Below are 20026 nucleotides of genomic sequence, written 5' to 3'. Positions count from 1 at the left end.
CCCTCCAGCTCCTTGAGTATACTGAGAACCGCTTGGAGACGCGCTATAGCAAACAGAAAGTTTTCAACCTGAACATGTACCAAGGCGCTCACATTTCTTATGTTCAAGGATGCCTCCTCGAGATTAGCCAATATCCCGGGAAGACTCTTCTGGATTATTGCCTGAACTTCAGCTACACCTTTTGCAATGCGCTGCACCTGAATGAGAAGTGGCACCGTGAAGACAACGATTAAGAAAATCGCCAAACTCAGGAGAACCAAACTCAATTCGAGATACATTACTGATCAAACCGACTTTTCTTCTTTAAAAGCCTCCACACCTGCATCAATTGCCTTTTTTAATCGAGTTTTGCTCTCTTCAAATGTCTCCTTGCCCTTTTCAATCAATTCACTTGCCCTTTCCTCAAGCTCCTCCGTCTTCTTAACAGTCGCTTCCTCGATTCTTTTCAATTGGGCAATTGCTGCTTCGTAAGCTTTCTTGCTTTTATCCAGCGCCTGTTCGTACTCTTCCCGGGCTTTAGACAGAATCTCTTCCGCTTTACGGCTAAGTTCCTCCCTAGTCTCCTTACCACTCTTCGGCGCATATAGAATACCTACCACAACGCCAATAGTACCACCTATTAGCAATCCCTTTAAGAAGTCACCTACTCTGTCCGCCATTTGTTCACCTCCGAATAGGGATATTTATTTTAACTTATTATAAAGTATTTCCTAACTGTCAAGGCAAAAAACCCGGATATGCTAAGTTTTTGCATACCCGGGTTTACATGCAGTATTAGCACCTCACTTACCAGCTGGTGCCGCCGGAGCTGCTGGTGCCGCCGGTGCCGCCGGAGCTGCTGGTGCCGGAGCTGCTGGTGCCGGAGCCGGTGCTGCCGCTTTCGGAGGCTCAGCTGGCTTCTGTTCTTCTGCCTTCTTGCACCCCACAACTGAGAAAGACAGGCTTACGACCAAAAGCAGCGAGAGCGCCAGTGCAAGCATCTTCTTCATGAACCGTCACCTCCTTTCCACATAAACTCAAAAAAGTTACCGCTTAATGCAGTTTGAACCTTACGCCTTTTTTTTGCTTTGTCAAGTGCCAATATTTATCGTAATATAATTTTAGTTTATTGTTGGAGGAAAATGAATGATCATAGGTATAGACGTTGGAGGAACTCACACAGATGCGGTAATTGTCCATAATGGTAATGTCCTTTCCAAAGTCAAAGTACCTACAGATAGCGATTCCCTAATAACTTCCCTACTTTCAGCCACAGAGAAAATATTGGCCGATGTTGAAACTACATCTCTGAAAAGGATTGTTTTTAGTACAACACTTTGCACAAACGCCATCATTCAAAACAAAACAGAACATGTTGGAATAATCGCCATACCAGGACCGGGTGTTGCCCCTTTTCAACTTCCCATGCAGGAACACACAGAATTTGTCCCCGGATATGTTAATCATCGCGGCGAAGAAATGGTACCCTTAAGCGAACAGAAAGTGAAAGAGGCGGCGTTAAAATTTAAAGAGCAGGGAATCGAACTTTTGGGTGTGGTGGGAAAGTTTTCTACCCGCAATCCTTCTCAGGAACTAAGGGTACACGACCTGCTTAAAGGCGAATTTCACCACATTTCTCTAGGGCACAATCTATCAGGTCAGCTTAATTTTCCTCGTCGTATTTGCACAACATATCTAAACAGTGCGATTTTTCGAATCCATAATAATCTAGTCAAAGAAGTCCTCTCTCTAATAAGAAAAAAAGGTATTAATGTACCAACCTATATCCTTAAAGCGGACGGGGGTACTATCGACATTCATAAAAGTACTAACTACCCCGTTCAAACCATCCTATCCGGACCTGCAGCTAGTATCATGGGTATTTTGGGTTTAAACCGCATTCATACTGATGCCATCTCCATCGACATTGGGGGAACAACTACCGATATATCTTTCTTTGCCAATGGAGTACCCCTTCTCGAACCGTTTGGGGTAACTATCAACGGATACAAGACATTAATTAGAGGGCTCAGAACCCACTCTATAGGCTTGGGTGGTGATAGTGTAATACGGATTGAAAACAATACCTTACAAATTGGACCAGAAAGAAAAGGCCCAGCGGCCGCCCTAGGAGGTTACCATCCAACACCAACAGATGCAATGGTTGTATTAGGTTACACCTCCATCGGTAATATTGAAAAATCTGTCCAAGCTTTACAACCACTTGCACTTAAGCTAAAAAAAGATATCCATGCCTTAGCGAGAGATATTGTTGAAACTTTTTGCAACAAAATCGCTTCGGAAATTAAAGCATTTCTGGAAGAAATAAATGAACAACCAGTTTACACTGTTCATGAGATTGTAAGGCCGAAGAAAATTAAACCGGAGGTTGCCTATCTTGTTGGTGGACCAGCGAGTTGTTTAGCACCGCATCTATCAAAAACTGTCGGGCTAAAAGTTCAAATCCCAAAAAACGCGGAAGTAGCCAACGCAATCGGTGCTGCTCTAGCGAGAACAACAGCGGAGATGATCCTCGTTGCGGACACTGAAAAAGAACAGATGATCATCAGTGAAACGGATGAAAAGATCCAGATACCCCGAAATTTCACGAAGGAAGAAGTCATCCAGTTCGGCAAAAAGAGGTTAAGGGAAAAGGCCCTATCCCTCGGTTCCACAGACGATGACGTGGAAATGGAAATTGTAGAAGATCTCGAATTCAACATGGTCCGAAACATGTACCTCACAGGCAAGAACATCAGGGTTAAACTGCAGATAAAACCAGGCATATTATCCCACCTACACTAAAGAGGAATCGTATGAAAAAATCCAGAAAAACAGCTTTAATCTTCTTCCCTGCTTATGACTGGGCCATTACCCCCACTCATCCCGAGAGGGAAGAGAGGCTCCTCTACACGCAGGACCAGGTTTATGAAGAAGGGTTACTCGATTTTGACAACATAATAGAGTTCAAACCAACAATGGCAACCCTGGAGGACGTACATAGAGTGCACATAATCGTCCCTGAAACAAACAGGGTTATTACTGAGTCTCATCTGATTTCAGCCGGTGGGGCTATCACAGCGGCAGATAAAGTTCTCAAAAAAGAAGTGGACAACGCATTTGCCCTCGTGCGCCCACCGGGTCACCATGCTATGCGGGTAGTTCACGGTGCCCGGGGTTTTTGCAACATTAACATCGAAGCTATAATGATAGAATACATCAGAAAAAAGTATGGTCCAAAGAAAATCGCTATTGTCGACACAGATTGTCATCACGGAGATGGAACTCAGGACATTTACTGGCACGATCCCAATACACTATTTATTTCACTCCACCAGGATGGTCGCACCTTGTATCCAGGATCAGGGTTTGTGGACGAATTCGGAGGACCGAATGCCCTGGGCACAACAATCAACATCCCTCTGCCGCCCCGCACATCCGACGAAGGATTTCTCTATGTCATCGAAAAACTTGTTTTACCCATAATTAACGAATTCAAACCTGATCTCGTAATTAATTCCGCAGGTCAGGATAATCATTACTCTGATCCTATTACAAACATGTGTTTTAGTGCCCACGGCTACGCGATGCTTAACGAGATGCTATCACCTGACATAGCAGTCCTTGAGGGTGGATATTCAATTGAAAAGGCCCTTCCATACGTAAATGTGGGAATAATACTAGCAATGGCAGGTCTCGACTATAGTGAAGTTTACGAACCAGATTTTGACCCACAAGTGTATCGACAATCAGAAAAAATAAGCGATTACATTAAAACACTAGTAGATGTTATAATAGAGCGTTGGCAAAAAAGAGAAAAAATAAAAGAGGATATACGACCAAAATCAGGTTTCGTTCGGAGACAGAGACGAATATTTTACGATACAGATGGCATTATGGAATTTCAGGAAGAAACTGTTCGGATATGTGACGATTGCGGAGGCTTGCTACTCATCGATTCTTCAACAGATACAGGAAGGCATATTTTTGCTATAGTGGTACCAGGTATGGGTTGCAAAGTCTGTCGCCACTTGGGGGAAAAATTATTCGAAAGCATGGAAAAGAATACATACGAGAAGATCTACTTGCAGGACCGCGACCGGGATTTGTACCTGGTAAGATAAAAAATCACCCTAAAGGAGCGTAAAAATGAGTGATGATCTTGTAAAAAGAACCCAGGAAACGGCCAAAATTCTTTTTGGCAAAGGAATCAAAATGGACCCCCCCTACCTTCTATGGCGCGAGTTCGACAAAAATCTTGCCAACGAATTTTCCAAATTCATCACTGGCAACCTCTACTCAAGAACCGTTCTCACACTTCAGGAACGGCAAATGGTGGCATGTGCTATGCTGGCAGCCATAAGAGCAAGAGAAGAACTAAAGCTCCACGTAAATGCCGCCTTAAATGTTGGCTGTGACCCCCGAAAACTCGCTGAAATTTTCTTTCAGGTCGCCACATACGCTGGCATGCCTGCTGTTAACGAGGCACTTGAGGTCTACAGAGAAGTGCTAAAAGAAAGGGGCGAATGGCCTATAAAATAGCAATAACTTACGATTTAGCGGATCGGAATTGCCGATCCGCTAAACATCCACTCGCCATGAGTATCTTCATTATTCAATCACCACTAAAACCTGATTGGTATCCACCTTATCTTTTTCATTGACCCGAATCTCTTTTATCTTACCACTCACTGGCGCCACTATGGGGTTTTCCATTTTCATGGCCTCGAGTATAATTATTTCCTCGTCAGCCCTAACCTCATCACCCACCTGAACAATGATCTCTGCTATTGTACCAGGCATTGGGGCCACAACTTCAACAGCCATTTCATTAACCTCCTTAAACGTTTTTACATATTAAGGGGGGAAGGTCCTCCCTCCCCCCCATTCTTAAACCATTCAAAATACATTTACTTTTTTTTCCATAATGGATCGGCCGGTCCCCAAAACTCGGGTAGCTCAGCCTTCTCGGGCCACTCTGGCGGAACTCGTTGATCAATTGTTTCGCCCCGTTTTTCCAAAAGCGTCTTAAGGCCTGGACGAGCAAACTGGGGATTACCAGCCTTCTGGGTTCGACCATTTATAACAGCTTCAGAACGGAGCCTACGCCCAAGGGTCTTCTCCATCATACGACCTAGCCATAGCACACGGTCAACATCATAACCATGTTCGATACCCAGCTCGTCTATCATCACCAGGAGATCCTCCATACAGACCAACCCAACATACCGGGGGTCACGGTAGTAATACTCTCCTGTCCCCCTCACTGGGCAATCATCAAGGAAATTGGCAGGCTGACCGCCCAGACCTCCAAGCGTAGCTTCGAAACGGCAGATCCCCGCCTGAAGCGCTGCAAGAACAGAAGCTGAAGCAATCCGCTTTGTTTCATGAAGATGACACAGATGAGCCTCAGGGTTGGGCATTGCATCCAGAATCATGGAGAAGTAACGGTAAACGTCAGCAGCATTGGCCGAACCATCGTGATCTGCGTGTTCGATGTCATGAGCACCGATGGAAAACCAACGCTTCGTAAATTCCACAGCATCTTCCAGTTTCGTGGCACCACTAATTGGACTACCCCAGATGGTACTCACCGTTCCACACATTTTTATACCCACATCGCGGGCTTTCTTAATGCACCGCTCCGCTTCTCTCCAGTACTGGATAAGCGTTGTCCCCGAATTGGCATAGTGATGTTCGGGATCCGTTGATACCATCATTAGGATACGATCTGGACCGATACCTCTCTTTTTCATTTCAATGGCCCTATCCACGGCTGGTTCTCTGATGGTAACAGCCGTCATGACCACCTCATCAAGATTTATCCCTGCCCTTTCACAACGTTGGCGGAACTCTTCACTGCGCATAGCTGCGAAAACTTCTTCTGCATCGCGAAATTGGGGAATTCCCTCGGGACTTCCCAAATTGGTAATCTCAACCTCCTTTGCGCCTGCAAGGATCATTTCCTGAGCATAGAAGATCTTCGCCCTTGTGGATACATACTTTTCCTCATGCTGAAATCCATCCCGAATCGTGATGTCCCCGATCCTCACTTTCTTGGGCATTCTTGGGAAAATTTTCCAAAGATCATACTCTGTCGCCATAAGTTAATAACCTCCTCTTGGTTTTTTTTTCTTTTTCCCGGCGGCAGATTAAGGAAAAAGACCTCCTTTTTGTTATTCCCCTTTAAAAACAGGTTTACGCTTTTCGGCAAAAGCAGCCAGAGCTTCCAGACGATCTTTAGTTGGTATTGTCACTTCATAGGCCTTGGATTCAAGTGGTAACGCCACGCCGAGACTTGCCTCTGTTCCAAAGTTGATGGCGAACTTCGCTTGAGCAACGGCTATCGGTCCATTCTGAGCAATCTCCCTTGCGAGCTCCAGTGCTGCATCCATGAGCTTTTCTGGTTCTACCACCTTACTTACAAGACCTATTTCCAAAGCCGTTTGAGCGTTAATTCTGCGTGCTGTGTAGATAAGCTCCTTCGCTTTGGCTACCCCGATTATCCGAGGCAAACGTTGAGTTCCACCTGCACCAGGAATGATCGCCAGAGAAGTTTCTGTCAATCCCATCACAACATTCGAAGAAGCAATCCGTATATCGCAGGCCAACGCTAACTCAGTGCCTCCGCCGAAAGCATAACCGTTTATTGCCGCTATAACAGGTACTCGCACCTGTTCTACTGCAGTAAATGTATTTCTTATAGTGTGTATAAACCTCCGGACCTGATCAGGTGTTAAGGTTCGCCTTTCCTTTAAATCGGCTCCTGTTGAAAAGGACCATTTCTTAGGATCATCACCTGAGCGGGCACCTGTTATTATTATACAACGCAAATCCTGATCAAAATTGGCATCTTCTATAGCCTTCGCCAAAGCCCCGAGAAGCTCAAAATTGAAACAATTCATAGCATCGGGACGATTTAGCGTTAAAATTAGAATTCCATCCTCCGTCTTTTCCCTAAGCAAAACTTCAGACATAACCCTCCTCCTGTGCAGATTAAACCACCTTAATTACTTATTCCCCTCCAGAGTAAACTCTGGAGGGGAATGTCACGGACTAAACCTTCAGATCTCCCCAATGCGATTCTTTTATGGGAGCTCTGCAGGCAATCTCAAAAGCTCGGGCAAGTTTATCCCTAACCTCACTAAAAGCTATTACACCATCATGGAAAAGCAGAGCACCAGTATAGAAGGGATGCCCTTCCTTGTCGTAACGTTCCCTCATCTTCTGACGGAAGCGAGCCATCTCCTCCTCATCCACAGTACCGCCCTTGTCAATTATGTTCTTCCTCCGAACTGTCTCCAAAATAAATCCTGCAGTTTCCCCGGACATAACTGTCGTGCGACCTCTCATGGTGGTAAAGAGGAACACCGGTTTAAAGGCCCTTCCGCACATTCCATAGTTCGCTGCCCCATGATCAGGTCCAACAACAAGGGTAATTTTGGGAACCTCAAGACAACTGCACGTGCGCACCATATCAGCACCGTACTTTCCAATACCTCCCCACTCTTCCGCCTTGCCCACCATATAACCAGGAGAACCTTGTAGGAACAAAACGGGGATCTTGGAATTTCCACAACGGATCATCCATTCTGTAGCCTTTCTTGCGGCATCAATGTATATTATTCCACTCGCATTGGAGGCTATAACACCAACTGGGATACCCTTAAGCCACATCTTTCCGCAGACTATTGCATCACCCCGGCCAGGCCCATACGTAGGCTTGTACTCATGGAAATAGCTGTCATCCGCTATACATTTGATAACATCTTTGATATTTATGTACTGATATGTATCTATGGGAGTACAACGCATCATTTCCTTGTAATCATACCTCGGTTCCCTGCTCTCCCGGCGCTCAACGTAAAGTGTCTGGCTGGGTTCAAAGGCCATAATCTCTCTCAATTTAATAATACCTTCCTCTTGAGTCCTCACGAAATGGTCACATCCTCCGGAATGTTGCGTGTGTACATACGCACCGCCCAGGTCCTCCATGGTAACCGTCTCACCGATAGCCGACTTAACCATGGGAGGCCCTGCTAGGAAAGCAAACGCTAGCTTCTCAATCATAATCGACTCTGAAGCAAGGTAAACTATATAGGCACCACCTGCTGTATTACCACCGGTGGAAAGGGTGTACTGTTTTATACCCATGGCGGACATACGACACATATTATAGAACATGCTTCCAAAATGACCATCATCGGCGAAACACCCAACCTGGAATGGTAAATTGATTCCACCGGAATCGGCTATGTAAATGCAAGGCAGACGGCATCTCTCAGCAATAGCTTGAGCACGCATATGTTTTTTCAACGTAATTGGGAAATAGGTACCCGCTGCAAGTCTGTTTTCATTCGCAAATATCATACAATCCTTACCATGAACTACTCCAACACCTGTGATGAGCCCCCCACCAGGTAGATGCTCTCTACCTTCCTGTTCATAAACCTCTCCGCCGTAAAGCCTTTTCTCTCCCATATGGTAACCTGCATCCAGTCCGATCTCAAAAAACTCAGTACCGGGATCGATCAACATCTTAATCAGCTCACGCATAGGTTTCTTGCGTTGCTTTGCAAGACGGGCTACCTGCTCATCTCCACCAACATTGTAGGCCTCTTCTCGGTGCTTAAACAGTATCTCATCCTGTTCCATCCAGTATCGGAGATTCCTTTCCCTTTCCCTCTCCAACCTCTCCGCCCTCGTCAATCTAGTTTTCTCCTCTTCTCCCATATCTACCTCCTCCATACATTCTGAATTATTAATACTAATCCTCCCTCTACGAACAGTATTTTCGCCGCAGCTTACAACAACTCAGGTGGCTAGTCTTTGATCCTCCTCCGCACTTGTATAAAAGGTGTGACTTAATCCAAACGGTGCTACGGATAATACAAAATCCAACCAAGTGTCAAGCATTTTATTTGAAATAATACCATTGAGTGCGTAATAGGTTTATGGTAGTAGATCACTTTCCAAAATCAAGGAGGAATAATGAAGTATTTTCTATGCGTACTGGGAATGGTTTTAATAATTGAGGGATTACCATACTTCGTCTTTCCAGAAAAATTGAAACTATATCTCGCAAGAGTTACAGAGATCCCAGATGGGACACTCCGTATTCTTGGACTTATATCCATGATCGTAGGTCTAATTCTGATTTTTTTCGGTCGGATGGAATGACAAAAGTAACCGAATTCGACTATTTCCTTCCGGAAGAACTGATTGCCCAAATGCCATTGAGCGAAAGAGACGCATCGCGTATGATGGTCGTGCACCGTGATACAGAAGAGATAGAGCACAGAAACTTCAGAGATCTGGAAACGTACCTTAAACCAGGGGATGTGCTTGTTGTTAACAATTCTAGAGTTGTACCGGCCCGCTTGCAGGGCAATAAAGAAACAGGTGGTAAAGTAGATATTCTACTTGTCAGAAGACTCCCAAAATTTAAAGACATTGAACTCTGGGAAGTGATTTTAAAACCTGCCAGGAGAGTAAAACCGGGTATCAAGATTTTCTTTGAAGGGGGTAACTGGGGAATTGTCAGTAAACGGTTATCAGCGAAGAAATGGGAAATGGAATTCGTAACCACCTCCAAATTCGGAGACTTCCTTCGCGAATACGGGCTTGCACCACTTCCGCCTTATATAAAAAGACCATCATCCGAATACAACAAATTGGACAAGGAACGCTATCAAACAGTATACGCGAAGGAACCTGGCTCCGTTGCGGCCCCCACAGCAGGCCTCCATTTCACGAACTCTATCATTGAAAGGCTGAAGAAGAATGGTGTTTCCATTGCAGAGATAACACTTCACGTGGGTTATGGAACCTTTAGTTCAATAGAAAAAGAGCATATCGAGGACCATGCCCTCGAACCGGAAGAGTTTTATATTTCGCAGGAATCAGCAAACATCATAAACAGTGCTGAGAGAGTTATAGCTGTGGGAACAACTACAACAAGGGCTCTCGAAACAGCGGCAACTAAAACTGGGAAAGAAGTGGATCTCCTATCGGGGTGGACCGATCTTTACATTTACCCCGGATACAAGTTCAAAATAGTTGATGGACTACTCACCAACTTTCACCTACCTCGCTCGTCCCTTTATATACTCGTGTGTGCCTTCGCTGGTAAATCTCTAATAGAAAAAGCCTATCAACAGGCGATCAAAGAAAAATATCGATTCTTCAGCTACGGCGATTGCATGTTGATAATCTAGAAAGAGCACTGACAATGGGCTTCCCTTTTAAGATAGGCAAGAAAGATAGTGCCTCCCAGGCACGAATAGGTAATATACGAACACCTCATGGAGAAGTATCAACACCCATTTTTATGCCCGTGGGTACTCAGGGTACTGTCAAAGCTCTGACTCCAGAAATTATGGATAGAATTGGAGTGCAAATGATCCTGGTTAATATGTACCATATATTTCTAAGACCTGGTCACAAACTCATCGAGAATTTTGGAGGACTACACAACTTTATCAATTGGAAGAAACCAATATTAACCGACAGTGGAGGATTTCAGGTATTTAGCCTGGCAAACCTAAGATACATTTGCGAAGAAGGGGTAGTATTCCAGTCCCATATTGATGGCACCCGTCATTTACTTACACCTGAGCTAACCATTGAAATTCAGGAATCCTTAGGATCAGATATTATGATGTGTCTCGATGAGTGCATCGCCTACCCGTCAACATACGAGATGGCAAAAAGAGCTACGGAACGTACCTGCCGTTGGGCCTTACGCAGTCTTAAGGCTCGAAAAAAAAACACACCTCTATTTGCCATTATTCAAGGTGGCGTATTCCCCGATTTAAGGAAAAAAGCCGCAAAAGAACTCGTAGATCTTCCCTTCGAAGGCTATGCTCTTGGTGGTCTAAGTGTGGGAGAACCAAAAAATGAAATGTTTCGCATCCTCGAGGAAACCGTACCCCTTCTCCCGGAGAACAAACCCCGTTACTTAATGGGTGTTGGTACCCCGGAGGACCTCGTTTTATCTATCAGTTATGGAATCGACATGTTTGACTGTGTGCTTCCCACTCGCTGTGCCCGAAATGGATTACTGTTTACAAGTGAAGGAAAGGTTGTTATAAAGCAAGCCCGCTACCGGGATGATCCTCGACCTTTAGATGAAGCATGTGACTGTTATACATGTCAGAATTTTTCCCGTGCATACTTGAGGCATCTATTCCGGGCGGGAGAGATACTTTCCATGATACTAAACACCATTCACAACGTGAGATATTACATAAACCTTCTGGAAATAGCAAAAACAGCAATCGCAACAGGTACATATACACAGTTCAGAGACGAATTTTTAAAAAAATCTGAAAAGGAAGGAGGAAAAAACATTGGTTAACAGTGCATATGCAACGAACGGAAGCCCCATGAGTGGTGGGGTGGATTTGGGATTTTTACTTGTAATGATAATCTTATTCGCTATCTTTTACTTTCTCCTCATCAGACCACAACAGAAAAGAGAAAAACAGCGAAAAGAGATGTTAGCCAACCTCTCCCACGGCGATGTCGTTATGACGGTAGGGGGAATTTATGGAAAAATTGTTGCCCTTACAGACACTGTGGTCACCCTTGAAATTGCGGACAAAGTCCGAATCAAAGTCGCGCGCAACTTTATTGGTGAAGTACTGCAAAAAGCAAACAAGGAGTGAATCATGATAAAAAGTCTAAGAATAAGAGCAGCCATTGCAACTGTAGTGGCACTAATTGCTCTGATTTATTTAATACCCTCTATCGTTCCCCAACTTCCTGAAGGTTGGAAAAAATTCCTACCCACAGAGAAAATTCCCCTGGGACTCGACCTTCAAGGAGGTACACATCTACTCCTTGAAGTTGATACCCAGAAGGCCATCGCTTCCACTATGCATAGGACAATTGAAAACATCAAAGAACTTTTGATGGAACAGCGTATCCGCTTTCGCATCATTGAAGAGAGGGAAAAAGATCTCTCGGTTACATTCGAATTCCCAACAGTAACTGCCAGAGACGCTTTCGGAAAAATAGTTAAAGATTCATTTCCCGATCTTGAGATATACTCTACAGAAACCCGGGAAGGAAAAGAGCGAGTTACAGTCCGTTTCAAAGACAAAAGACTTCAGGAGATGAAGAAAAACGTTGTGGAGCAAAGCCTCGAAACCATAAGAAACAGAGTAGATCAGTTCGGGGTTAAGGAACCAGAAATTATTCCTGAAGGAGAGAATCGCATAGTTGTTCAATTGCCCGGGATCAAAGATACAAACAGAGCTAAAAACCTCATCGGTAAAACCGCCCTTCTAGAATTCAAGCTGGTAGACGACGAACATTCCCTAGAGGAAGCTCTTAGGGGCAACGTGCCCGAGGGAAGCGAATTGGCTTACGAGTACAGAGTGGACCGAGAAACTGGAAAAAGGACTACTATACCGATACTCCTAAAGAGCAAAACATTACTTACGGGGAGTGCTTTAGAAAGTGCCAAAGTTGTCATCGGTAGTCGCTTTGGTGAACCCCATGTAACACTGAAGTTCAACGCCCAGGGAGCTTTAGATTTTGAGCGCATAACAGGAGAAAATATCAAGCGCCGATTAGCCATTATGCTCGATGGGATTGTGTATTCAGCCCCGGTAATTCAGGAGAAGATATCTGGAGGAAATGCACAGATAACAGGTGCTTTCACCATGGATGAAGCAAAAGACCTGGCCATTGTCCTTAGAGCCGGGGCCCTGCCAGCACCCGTTACAATCCTCGAAGAGCGCACCGTTGGACCCTCCCTTGGACAAGATTCCATAGACAAAGGCATCAAAGCGGCTATTATTGGAGGTGTCCTGGTTGCACTTTTTATGGCGGTTTACTACAAACTTTCTGGTATTGTGGCGAACATCGCCCTATTATTGAACATGATTCTTATTCTAGCGTTCCTCGCGGCATTTAAGGCCACACTTACACTTCCGGGCATTGCGGGTATCGTTCTAATCATTGGTATGTCCGTTGATGCAAACGTTCTTATCTTCGAACGCATAAGGGAGGAGCTCCGGGCAGGAAAAACTCCAAAAGCAGCGGTTGAGACAGGTTATTCTAAAGCCATGCTAACCATTCTAGACACCAACGTGAACACACTTATTGCTTGTCTATTTTTATTCGGATTTGGCACAGGACCTGTTAAGGGCTTTGCCACAACATTAAGTGTGGGAATAATTGCCAGCCTTTTCACTGCAGTGTTCACCACAAGAATCATATTCGACTATTTTATATGGCGTAGAAAGATCTCCACCATAAGCATTTAGAAAAGAGGTTTCTCATGGAACTAGTAAAACCAGGTATCAACATAAATTTCGTAAGGGCAATGAAATGGTGCGTTATTTTATCTATAATTCTGACGATATTCAGTATTGCGGTGCTATTGATCAAAGGTATAACTTATGGCATTGACTTTGCGGGTGGCACCCTTATACAGATAAAGGTAAACAGAGAGATACCCACGGATAGCATCAGAAATGCCCTTACCGGTTTGGGCATCAGCGATGCGATTATCCAACCTTTTGGCCAGAATGAATTCATTGTGAGGACTGCCGAAACTTCCTCGGAATTCAAAGGCATCTCAGAAAAACTTGAGGAATCATTAAGCAGCCTATTTGGATCGGGTACAATTGAGATACAGAGGGTTGAATACGTAGGACCAAAAGTGGGGAAAGATTTGACAAGAAAAGCCATCTTCGCCGTATTACTATCGTGGATTGGTATGCTTATATACATAGCACTCCGCTTTGAACTACGCTACGCCGTAGGAGGCATTATAGGCGTTATTCACGACGTCATCGTTGTTATGGGTTTTTTCGCCCTGCTAGGCAGAGAATTTTCCCTACCGGTGGTTGCTGCACTTCTCACAACTATTGGCTACTCCATTCACGATTCCATAGTGGTATTCGACCGTATCAGGGAAAACGTCCGCAAGGAATCAAAAAAACCGCTTCCCATCGTAATGAACGACAGTATCAATCAAACGCTAAGCCGAACTATACTCACTTCGCTGACAACAGCAATGGTAGTAGCGGTTTTATACATATTCGGAGGACCGGTGATAAATGACTTTGCCTTTGTTCTTCTCGTGGGGGTTATATTTGGTACGTATTCTTCTGTTTTTATAGCAAGTCCCGTCGTTCTAGCATGGGAAAAGTTAAAACCCTCTCGTCTCAAGCTCAGGAAAAAATAGACGTGCTTTCTTTCGAAAAGATACTATTAGGTCTACTAATCGCAATCATGTTTATAGGGCAAATGGCAACCATATTTAGGCTTCCTGGAACATTTGTTATATTGTTTGCCGCTTCAATAATCGCCATTTTAACAAGATTTCAGAGCATAGACTGGAAAATACTGACGGTACTTATCATCATATCACTTATAGCAGAATTCTTGGAATTTATAGTTAACACATCGATACCATACAAATGGAGCCTCTCAGGTAAAGCTATTCTCATCTCATTTCTGGGAGCGTCACTGGGCATCGTAATTTTGTCCCCCTACCTATACGGCTTAGGCGTAATAATAGGTGGTTTCTCTGGTGCCCTTTTGGGAATCCTCACCTTAGAGATTGTAAACCGGTATAACGTCCATCCAGCACTTCGATTTGATTTAAAGTTGATGTTTTTGCGCTTTTTAAGCACTTTAGCAAAAGGATGCCTTGCTATGCTCATGATTATTATAACACTGATGAGAATATACTCCTGATGGGAAACACCATGACAAAACATAAATCTAAAATCCAAGAATACGCCGAGGCTATAATTATAGCTATACTCATCGCCCTTTTCATTCGCACTTTTATAATACAGGCTTTCAAAATACCTTCGGGCTCCATGAAACCAACCCTCTTGGTAGGTGATTATATCCTGGTGAGCAAGTTCTACTATGGGGTAAAATTACCATTTGTAAGGTCAACACTAATCCCGTTCCATGAACCAAAAAAGGGTGATATCGTTGTATTCATATATCCTGAGGATCGTTCCAAAGACTTTATAAAACGTGTAATAGCAGTGGCCGGAGATACGGTGGAGATAAGAAACAAAAAAATCTTCATCAATGGCTCACCCTACGAGGATAAATACGGGGTATACACCGACAGTTCCATCTACCCCGCATCCATTCAACCAAGAGACAACTTCGGCCCAATAACCGTGCCAAAGGGAAAGATTTTTACAATGGGTGACAACAGAGACCAAAGCTACGACAGCAGATACTGGGGCTTTGTGGATTTGAAAGACGTGCTTGGAAAAGCTCTGATTATTTATTTTTCCTGGGACAAGGAAAAACACCGAGTACGGTGGGATAGGATAGGGAAGGTGATTCAATAAGCCGCGAACCTGCGACTTGACTTGTTCTTTGTTTTACAGTAAGAAACAAAACCAGCCACAAGGAGGATTCACATTGAAGCCTCTATCGCAAAACGGAATTACAAACAAAAGGGCCTTCCTGCGGGGAGGCCTTTTTTTTACAGGGGGAAGAAAAACGGCATGGAAGAAAAGAGAAAAAGGGTGGTTATGGACGAGGAGGGTATTGACCGTTCCCTAACAAGAATCGCTCACGAAATTCTTGAACGTAACAAAGGGGTTAAGGATCTCGCCCTTGTAGGTATTAGGACCCGAGGAGTTTTCCTGGCCAAAAGACTTCAGCGGAAAATTAGTTCCTTTGAAAATGTAGACCCCCCCCTGGGGATCCTGGATATCACACTTTACAGAGATGACCTTCTCCTAACAGACAGAAAACCCAAACTTGGTAAAACGGATATCCCTTTTTCCATAGATGAGAAAAAAATAGTCCTGGTCGACGACGTGCTTTTTACAGGAAGAACAATACGAGCAGCAATGGATGCGCTTGTAGACTTTGGCAGACCCAAACTCATTCAACTGGCAGTTCTAGTTGATCGCGGCCACAGGGAATTGCCTATTCAGGCGGACTTTGTCGGAAAAAATCTACCGTCAGCTCTCTGGGAATCCGTTTCTGTTCATCTCAAAGAAGTCGATGGATCGGACGAGGTTGTAATTGAAACGGAAGAGGAGGAATCCAAATAATGCTTCAGCGAAAGGATATTCTTGGGATAAGGGAACTATCCAAGGAGGAGATCAATCTGATTCTCGATACCGCTGAATCGTTCATCGAGGTTTCCACAAGGGAAATCAAGAAAGTACCCACACTCAGAGGTAAAACAATAATAAATCTTTTCTACGAACCAAGTACAAGAACCAGAACTTCTTTTGAAATAGCGGGTAAAAGACTCAGTGCGGATACCATAAACATTTCAGCTTCAACAAGCAGCATTGTAAAAGGAGAAACTCTCATAGACATGGCCAAAAACTTAGAAGCTATGAATCCCGATATCATAGTAATTCGCCACAGTGCCGCTGGGGCACCCCATATGCTTGCCCGATTGCTTCGACAATCGATAATCAATGCGGGCGATGGAGCTCATGAGCATCCTACACAGGCACTTTTGGACATGATGACTATTCGATCTCGACTGGGAACCCTTGAGGGAATAAAAGTCAGTATCGTTGGGGACATTGCCCACAGCCGGGTAGCCCGTTCCAACCTTTTTGGCCTTAAAAAAATGGGGGCAAAGGTAGCTGTTGGTGGCCCAGTAACGATGATACCTCGAGACATCCACTGTCTGGGAGTAGAGGTCCACACCACATTAGAGGACACAATCAGGGATGCTGATGTCATCATGATGCTCCGTGTCCAGCTGGAAAGGCAAAAACAGGTTCTCTTCCCAAGTCTAAGGGAATACTCCGCTCATTTCTGTCTCAACCGTAAACATCTCTCCCTTGCTAAAAAAAATGTGCTGATAATGCATCCCGGTCCGATAAACAGAGGCATCGAGATATCACCTGATATTGCTGAAAGCTCCCATTCGGTTATTCTCGACCAGGTAACAAACGGCGTGGCAGTTAGAATGGCACTGTTGTACCTTCTCATAGGAGGTAAATAATGGATCCTCATAAAGATCGGTCATTTATACTCAGAGGTGGCAGGGTTGTTGACCCTTCGCAAAATATGGACGAAGTAGCAGATGTATTGGTGGAAAACGGCATAATAAAAGCGCTCGTTCCTCGCAGAAAACCGCTACCAGCGGGGGCAGAAAAGCTACCCGTGATCGATGTTGTTGGACTTGTGGTTACACCGGGGCTGATTGACATGCACGTGCATCTCCGCGAACCCGGATGGGAATACAAAGAAACCATAACCACCGGTAGTATGGCAGCGTGTGCGGGAGGATTCACAGCAGTTGCTTGTATGGCAAATACAAAACCCATAAACGATAATCGCGCAGTAACGGAATTCATCCGTAGGAAAGGGGAAGAATGTGGCCTCGTCCATGTATATCCCGTCGCTTCAATGACCGTCAATGCAGAGGGCAAATTTCTGACAGATATCTGGGACCTCAAAGAAGCGGGTGCCGTGGCAATCTCCGATGATGGACGAACAGTTAAGAACAGCGCTCTCATGAGAAGAGCACTTGAATATGCTTATTCCCTTGGTATCCCCGTAATTTCCCATTGTGAGGACACGGACCTTTCCGAAGGAGGGGTGATCAACGAAGGTATTGTATCCACGGAACTGGGACTCCCAGGAATTCCTTCCATCTCAGAGGACATCATGGTTAGCCGTGATATTATGCTTGCCGAATATACAGGAACAGCGGTTCACATCGCCCATGTAAGTACAGCAGGGGCAGTACGCTTGATCCGTGAAGCAAAAGCAAGGGGAGTAAAGGTTACTGCAGAAACCGCACCCCACTACTTTACCCTCACTCACGAAGCACTTTATGATTTTGATGTGAATGCCAAGGTAAATCCACCTTTGAGATCAAAAGCCGATCTCGAAGCCATTTTGGAGGGTCTTCGGGACGGAACGATAGATACTATAGCTTCCGATCATGCACCCCATGCAGCCATCGACAAAGAAGTGGAATTTGAATCCGCAGCAAACGGTATCGCTGGCCTTGAAACGTCTTTGGGCCTAAGTCTGCGCCTCGTCCACAGTGGTATACTAACTTTGTACCAATTGATAGCTAAAATGAGTACCATACCTGCAACCATTCTCAAAATACCAGGAGGTACCTTACGCCCAGGCAGCAGAGCCGATATAACAGTCATAGATCTAAACCATAAATGGAAAGTGGAACCAGAGAAATTCTGCTCCATGGGACGCAATACTCCTTTCACGTCCTGGGAACTCGAAGGTAAATCTGTCATGACAATTAAAGAGGGAAGGGTGGTTTATCACTCAAACCCCTAACCATTGATGAGAGAACATCGAAAAACAGAAGCTGTGGTTATGCAAAGGTTAAACTACGGGGAATCTGACCTTATAATAACCTTTTATACGAAAGATTACGGAAAGCTCAGGGGTATCGCAAAGGGAGCAAAGAGGAGCAGAAAAAGATTTGCCAACGCTCTTGATAACTTCTGCCGTTCCCTACTTTACTTCTCGCGAAAGATGGGAGAAGACCTCGTTATTGTGGAAAACTGCGATGTAATCCAACACTTTGAGAAACTTCGTATATCAGTAGTAAAAACAACTGTCGCAGCTTATTTTACCGAACTGGTCGATGCATTTACACCTGAAGGTAAACCCCAACGCACCATATACAGCGAACTCTGTGGATTCCTCTCCCTCCTTGAAGAAAACATCCCTCCATCCAACCTCTCCTTATTTTTCGGAACACGACTCCTAAAACTCACTGGATTCCAACCTGTTCTCGATCACTGTACACAATGCAAGTTGCCTTTATCAAAGGGTGTCCGCTATACTTTCGCCAAAGAAGGTGGAGGCATCGTATGTGACAGATGTTACTTTGGAGAACAAATGGGATTGCCGGTAAGTTTAGGAACTATCAAAACACTTAACCTAGCAATGAGGGTCCCTCTCACCAAATTACGTCACATACAGCTTTCACAGGAAATAGCAGAAGAGGCGAAGAATGTACTGAAGAGCTTCATCTTTCACCTCACAGGTAAAGAACTGAAGTCTCTTAAGGTCTTGGAACAGATCCATTCATGGGAACATACGCGTCAAATTAACCATTGACACTACAATTAAAAACAAATACAAAAAAACAACCGTAAAGTAACTCTTCCGAAAGCTAAAAAGTCCATATATTTTTTAGGGGAGGTAAGAGTCTGTGACTTTCCAAGAGTTAATATTCGCGCTGGAGCGATACTGGGCTAACCAGGGCTGCGTCATTCAGCAACCATATGATGTGGAGGTAGGAGCAGGGACTTTCAATCCCGCTACGTTTCTAAGAGCCCTTGGGCCGGAACCCTGGAATGTAGCATACGTGGAACCGTCGAGACGTCCGACCGACGGAAGATACGGGGAGAACCCCAACCGACTTCAACACTACTACCAGTACCAGGTGATTATGAAACCATCACCGCCGAATATCCAGGATTTGTACTTAGATTCCTTAAAGTTTCTAGGTATTGACCCCCTCGATCATGACATACGTTTCGTAGAAGACGATTGGGAATCCCCCACCTTGGGTGCATGGGGACTAGGATGGGAAGTCTGGCTAGATGGGATGGAAATTACGCAGTTCACCTACTTCCAGCAGGTAGGAGGGATAGACCTCAAACCAGTATGTGCAGAGATCACGTACGGCATAGAACGTATTGCTATGTACATTCAGGGCATAGACAACGTGTTCGATTTAAAGTGGAATGAACACGTAACATACGGTGATGTACACCATCAGGGTGAGGTGGAATGGTCCATTTATAATTTTGAGCTCGCCGATGTTTCTATGCTAAGAAAACTCTTCGATATGTACGAAACAGAAGGGCTTCGCGTTTCAGAAAAAGAGCTGGTCTTACCAACCTATGATTGCTGTTTGAAATGTTCCCATATCTTCAACCTTCTGAATGCCAGGGGAGCGATAAGTGTCGCAGAACGTACAAGTTACATTGCGAGGGTAAGAAACTTAGCACGATTAAGTGCAGAGCTATACCTAAAGCAGAGGGAAAAGATGGGTTACCCCCTTATGAATCGATGAGAGGAG

Annotated in this window: 23 protein-coding genes; 16 read left to right on the top strand and 7 right to left on the bottom strand. The window is 44.6% G+C overall.

The features are described from left to right. The 3 genes from N2317_02125 to N2317_02115 all read right to left on the bottom strand — a co-directional run. The coding region (locus N2317_02125; GenBank protein ID MCX7816296.1) for a hypothetical protein at positions 1-278 on the bottom strand (278 nt) is incomplete at its 3' end. Between the two features lie 6 nt (positions 279-284). Next, positions 285-659: a YtxH domain-containing protein gene (locus tag N2317_02120; GenBank protein ID MCX7816295.1), complete on the bottom strand. Its 375-nt coding sequence runs from the start codon at positions 657-659 to the stop codon at positions 285-287. A 123-nt stretch (positions 660-782) separates the two neighbouring features. Beyond that, a complete protein-coding gene (locus tag N2317_02115) occupies positions 783-989 on the bottom strand; it encodes a hypothetical protein (GenBank protein MCX7816294.1) in 207 nt (68 codons plus the stop codon). A gap of 136 nt (positions 990-1125) precedes the next feature. Between N2317_02115 and N2317_02110 the strand changes: the two genes are divergently transcribed. From N2317_02110 to N2317_02100, 3 genes are read left to right on the top strand one after another with little or no spacing between them, the layout of a single operon-like run. After that, positions 1126-2784 (top strand): hydantoinase/oxoprolinase family protein, encoded by a 1659-nt coding sequence (locus N2317_02110; GenBank protein ID MCX7816293.1) that lies wholly within the window; start codon positions 1126-1128, stop codon positions 2782-2784. An 11-nt stretch (positions 2785-2795) separates the two neighbouring features. Beyond that, positions 2796-4103: a histone deacetylase gene (locus N2317_02105; GenBank protein MCX7816292.1), complete on the top strand. Its 1308-nt coding sequence runs from the start codon at positions 2796-2798 to the stop codon at positions 4101-4103. Positions 4104-4128: 25 nt separating this feature from the next. Continuing rightward, on the top strand, positions 4129-4521 hold the full coding sequence (locus N2317_02100; GenBank protein MCX7816291.1) for a carboxymuconolactone decarboxylase family protein: 393 nt from the start codon (positions 4129-4131) through the stop codon (positions 4519-4521). Between the two features lie 69 nt (positions 4522-4590). Here the strand turns inward: N2317_02100 and N2317_02095 are convergent, their stop codons facing one another. From N2317_02095 to N2317_02080, 4 genes are all read right to left on the bottom strand, one after another. After that, positions 4591-4806: an acetyl-CoA carboxylase biotin carboxyl carrier protein subunit gene (locus N2317_02095; protein MCX7816290.1), complete on the bottom strand. Its 216-nt coding sequence runs from the start codon at positions 4804-4806 to the stop codon at positions 4591-4593. A gap of 83 nt (positions 4807-4889) precedes the next feature. Next, on the bottom strand, positions 4890-6083 hold the full coding sequence (locus N2317_02090; protein ID MCX7816289.1) for a pyruvate carboxyltransferase: 1194 nt from the start codon (positions 6081-6083) through the stop codon (positions 4890-4892). Positions 6084-6155: 72 nt separating this feature from the next. Continuing rightward, positions 6156-6956: an enoyl-CoA hydratase-related protein gene (locus N2317_02085; protein ID MCX7816288.1), complete on the bottom strand. Its 801-nt coding sequence runs from the start codon at positions 6954-6956 to the stop codon at positions 6156-6158. A 79-nt stretch (positions 6957-7035) separates the two neighbouring features. Continuing rightward, the gene (locus N2317_02080) at positions 7036-8712 is read right to left on the bottom strand and encodes a hypothetical protein (GenBank protein MCX7816287.1); all 1677 of its coding nucleotides are present in this window, start codon (positions 8710-8712) and stop codon (positions 7036-7038) included. Between the two features lie 258 nt (positions 8713-8970). On the opposite strand from N2317_02080, the gene N2317_02075 reads away from it, so the two are divergent. From N2317_02075 to glyQ, 13 genes are all read left to right on the top strand, one after another. Next, complete coding sequence (locus N2317_02075; GenBank protein ID MCX7816286.1) at positions 8971-9159, top strand: DUF2065 domain-containing protein; 189 nt, start codon at positions 8971-8973, stop codon at positions 9157-9159. Next, positions 9156-10196: a tRNA preQ1(34) S-adenosylmethionine ribosyltransferase-isomerase QueA gene (gene queA, locus N2317_02070; protein ID MCX7816285.1), complete on the top strand. Its 1041-nt coding sequence runs from the start codon at positions 9156-9158 to the stop codon at positions 10194-10196. Before N2317_02075 ends, queA begins: the two co-directional genes overlap by 4 nt. Positions 10197-10210: 14 nt before the next feature. Further along, a complete protein-coding gene (gene tgt, locus N2317_02065; GenBank protein MCX7816284.1) occupies positions 10211-11338 on the top strand; it encodes a tRNA guanosine(34) transglycosylase Tgt in 1128 nt (375 codons plus the stop codon). Next, complete coding sequence (gene yajC / locus N2317_02060; protein MCX7816283.1) at positions 11331-11648, top strand: preprotein translocase subunit YajC; 318 nt, start codon at positions 11331-11333, stop codon at positions 11646-11648. Before tgt ends, yajC begins: the two co-directional genes overlap by 8 nt. A gap of 3 nt (positions 11649-11651) precedes the next feature. Next, positions 11652-13256 (top strand): protein translocase subunit SecD, encoded by a 1605-nt coding sequence (secD, locus tag N2317_02055; GenBank protein MCX7816282.1) that lies wholly within the window; start codon positions 11652-11654, stop codon positions 13254-13256. A gap of 14 nt (positions 13257-13270) precedes the next feature. After that, positions 13271-14182: a protein translocase subunit SecF gene (gene secF / locus N2317_02050; protein MCX7816281.1), complete on the top strand. Its 912-nt coding sequence runs from the start codon at positions 13271-13273 to the stop codon at positions 14180-14182. After that, positions 14137-14697, top strand: coding sequence for a DUF456 family protein (locus N2317_02045; protein MCX7816280.1), 561 nt, complete (start codon positions 14137-14139; stop codon positions 14695-14697). Before secF ends, N2317_02045 begins: the two co-directional genes overlap by 46 nt. An 11-nt stretch (positions 14698-14708) precedes the next feature. Then, positions 14709-15320 carry a signal peptidase I gene (gene lepB, locus N2317_02040; GenBank protein MCX7816279.1) on the top strand — a complete coding sequence of 204 codons (612 nt, stop codon included), beginning with the start codon at positions 14709-14711 and terminating at the stop codon, positions 15318-15320. Positions 15321-15479: 159 nt separating this feature from the next. Further along, on the top strand, positions 15480-16037 hold the full coding sequence (pyrR, locus tag N2317_02035; protein ID MCX7816278.1) for a bifunctional pyr operon transcriptional regulator/uracil phosphoribosyltransferase PyrR: 558 nt from the start codon (positions 15480-15482) through the stop codon (positions 16035-16037). Beyond that, positions 16037-16954, top strand: a complete 918-nt coding sequence (locus N2317_02030) for an aspartate carbamoyltransferase catalytic subunit (GenBank protein MCX7816277.1) — start codon at positions 16037-16039, stop codon at positions 16952-16954. The genes pyrR and N2317_02030 overlap by 1 nt, the downstream gene beginning before the upstream one ends. Further along, positions 16954-18264, top strand: coding sequence for a dihydroorotase (locus N2317_02025; protein MCX7816276.1), 1311 nt, complete (start codon positions 16954-16956; stop codon positions 18262-18264). Before N2317_02030 ends, N2317_02025 begins: the two co-directional genes overlap by 1 nt. A gap of 6 nt (positions 18265-18270) precedes the next feature. Next, positions 18271-19056: a DNA repair protein RecO gene (gene recO, locus N2317_02020; GenBank protein MCX7816275.1), complete on the top strand. Its 786-nt coding sequence runs from the start codon at positions 18271-18273 to the stop codon at positions 19054-19056. A gap of 94 nt (positions 19057-19150) precedes the next feature. Then, entirely contained in the window at positions 19151-20020 is an 870-nt protein-coding gene (gene glyQ / locus N2317_02015) for a glycine--tRNA ligase subunit alpha (protein ID MCX7816274.1), read from the top strand. The last annotated feature ends 6 nt before the right edge of the window (positions 20021-20026 follow it).

It is taken from the genome of Syntrophales bacterium, assembly GCA_026417625.1.
Taxonomy (GTDB): domain Bacteria; phylum Desulfobacterota; class Syntrophia; order Syntrophales; family UBA8958; genus JAOACW01.
This window is presented reverse-complemented; position numbering and strand designations above follow the sequence as displayed.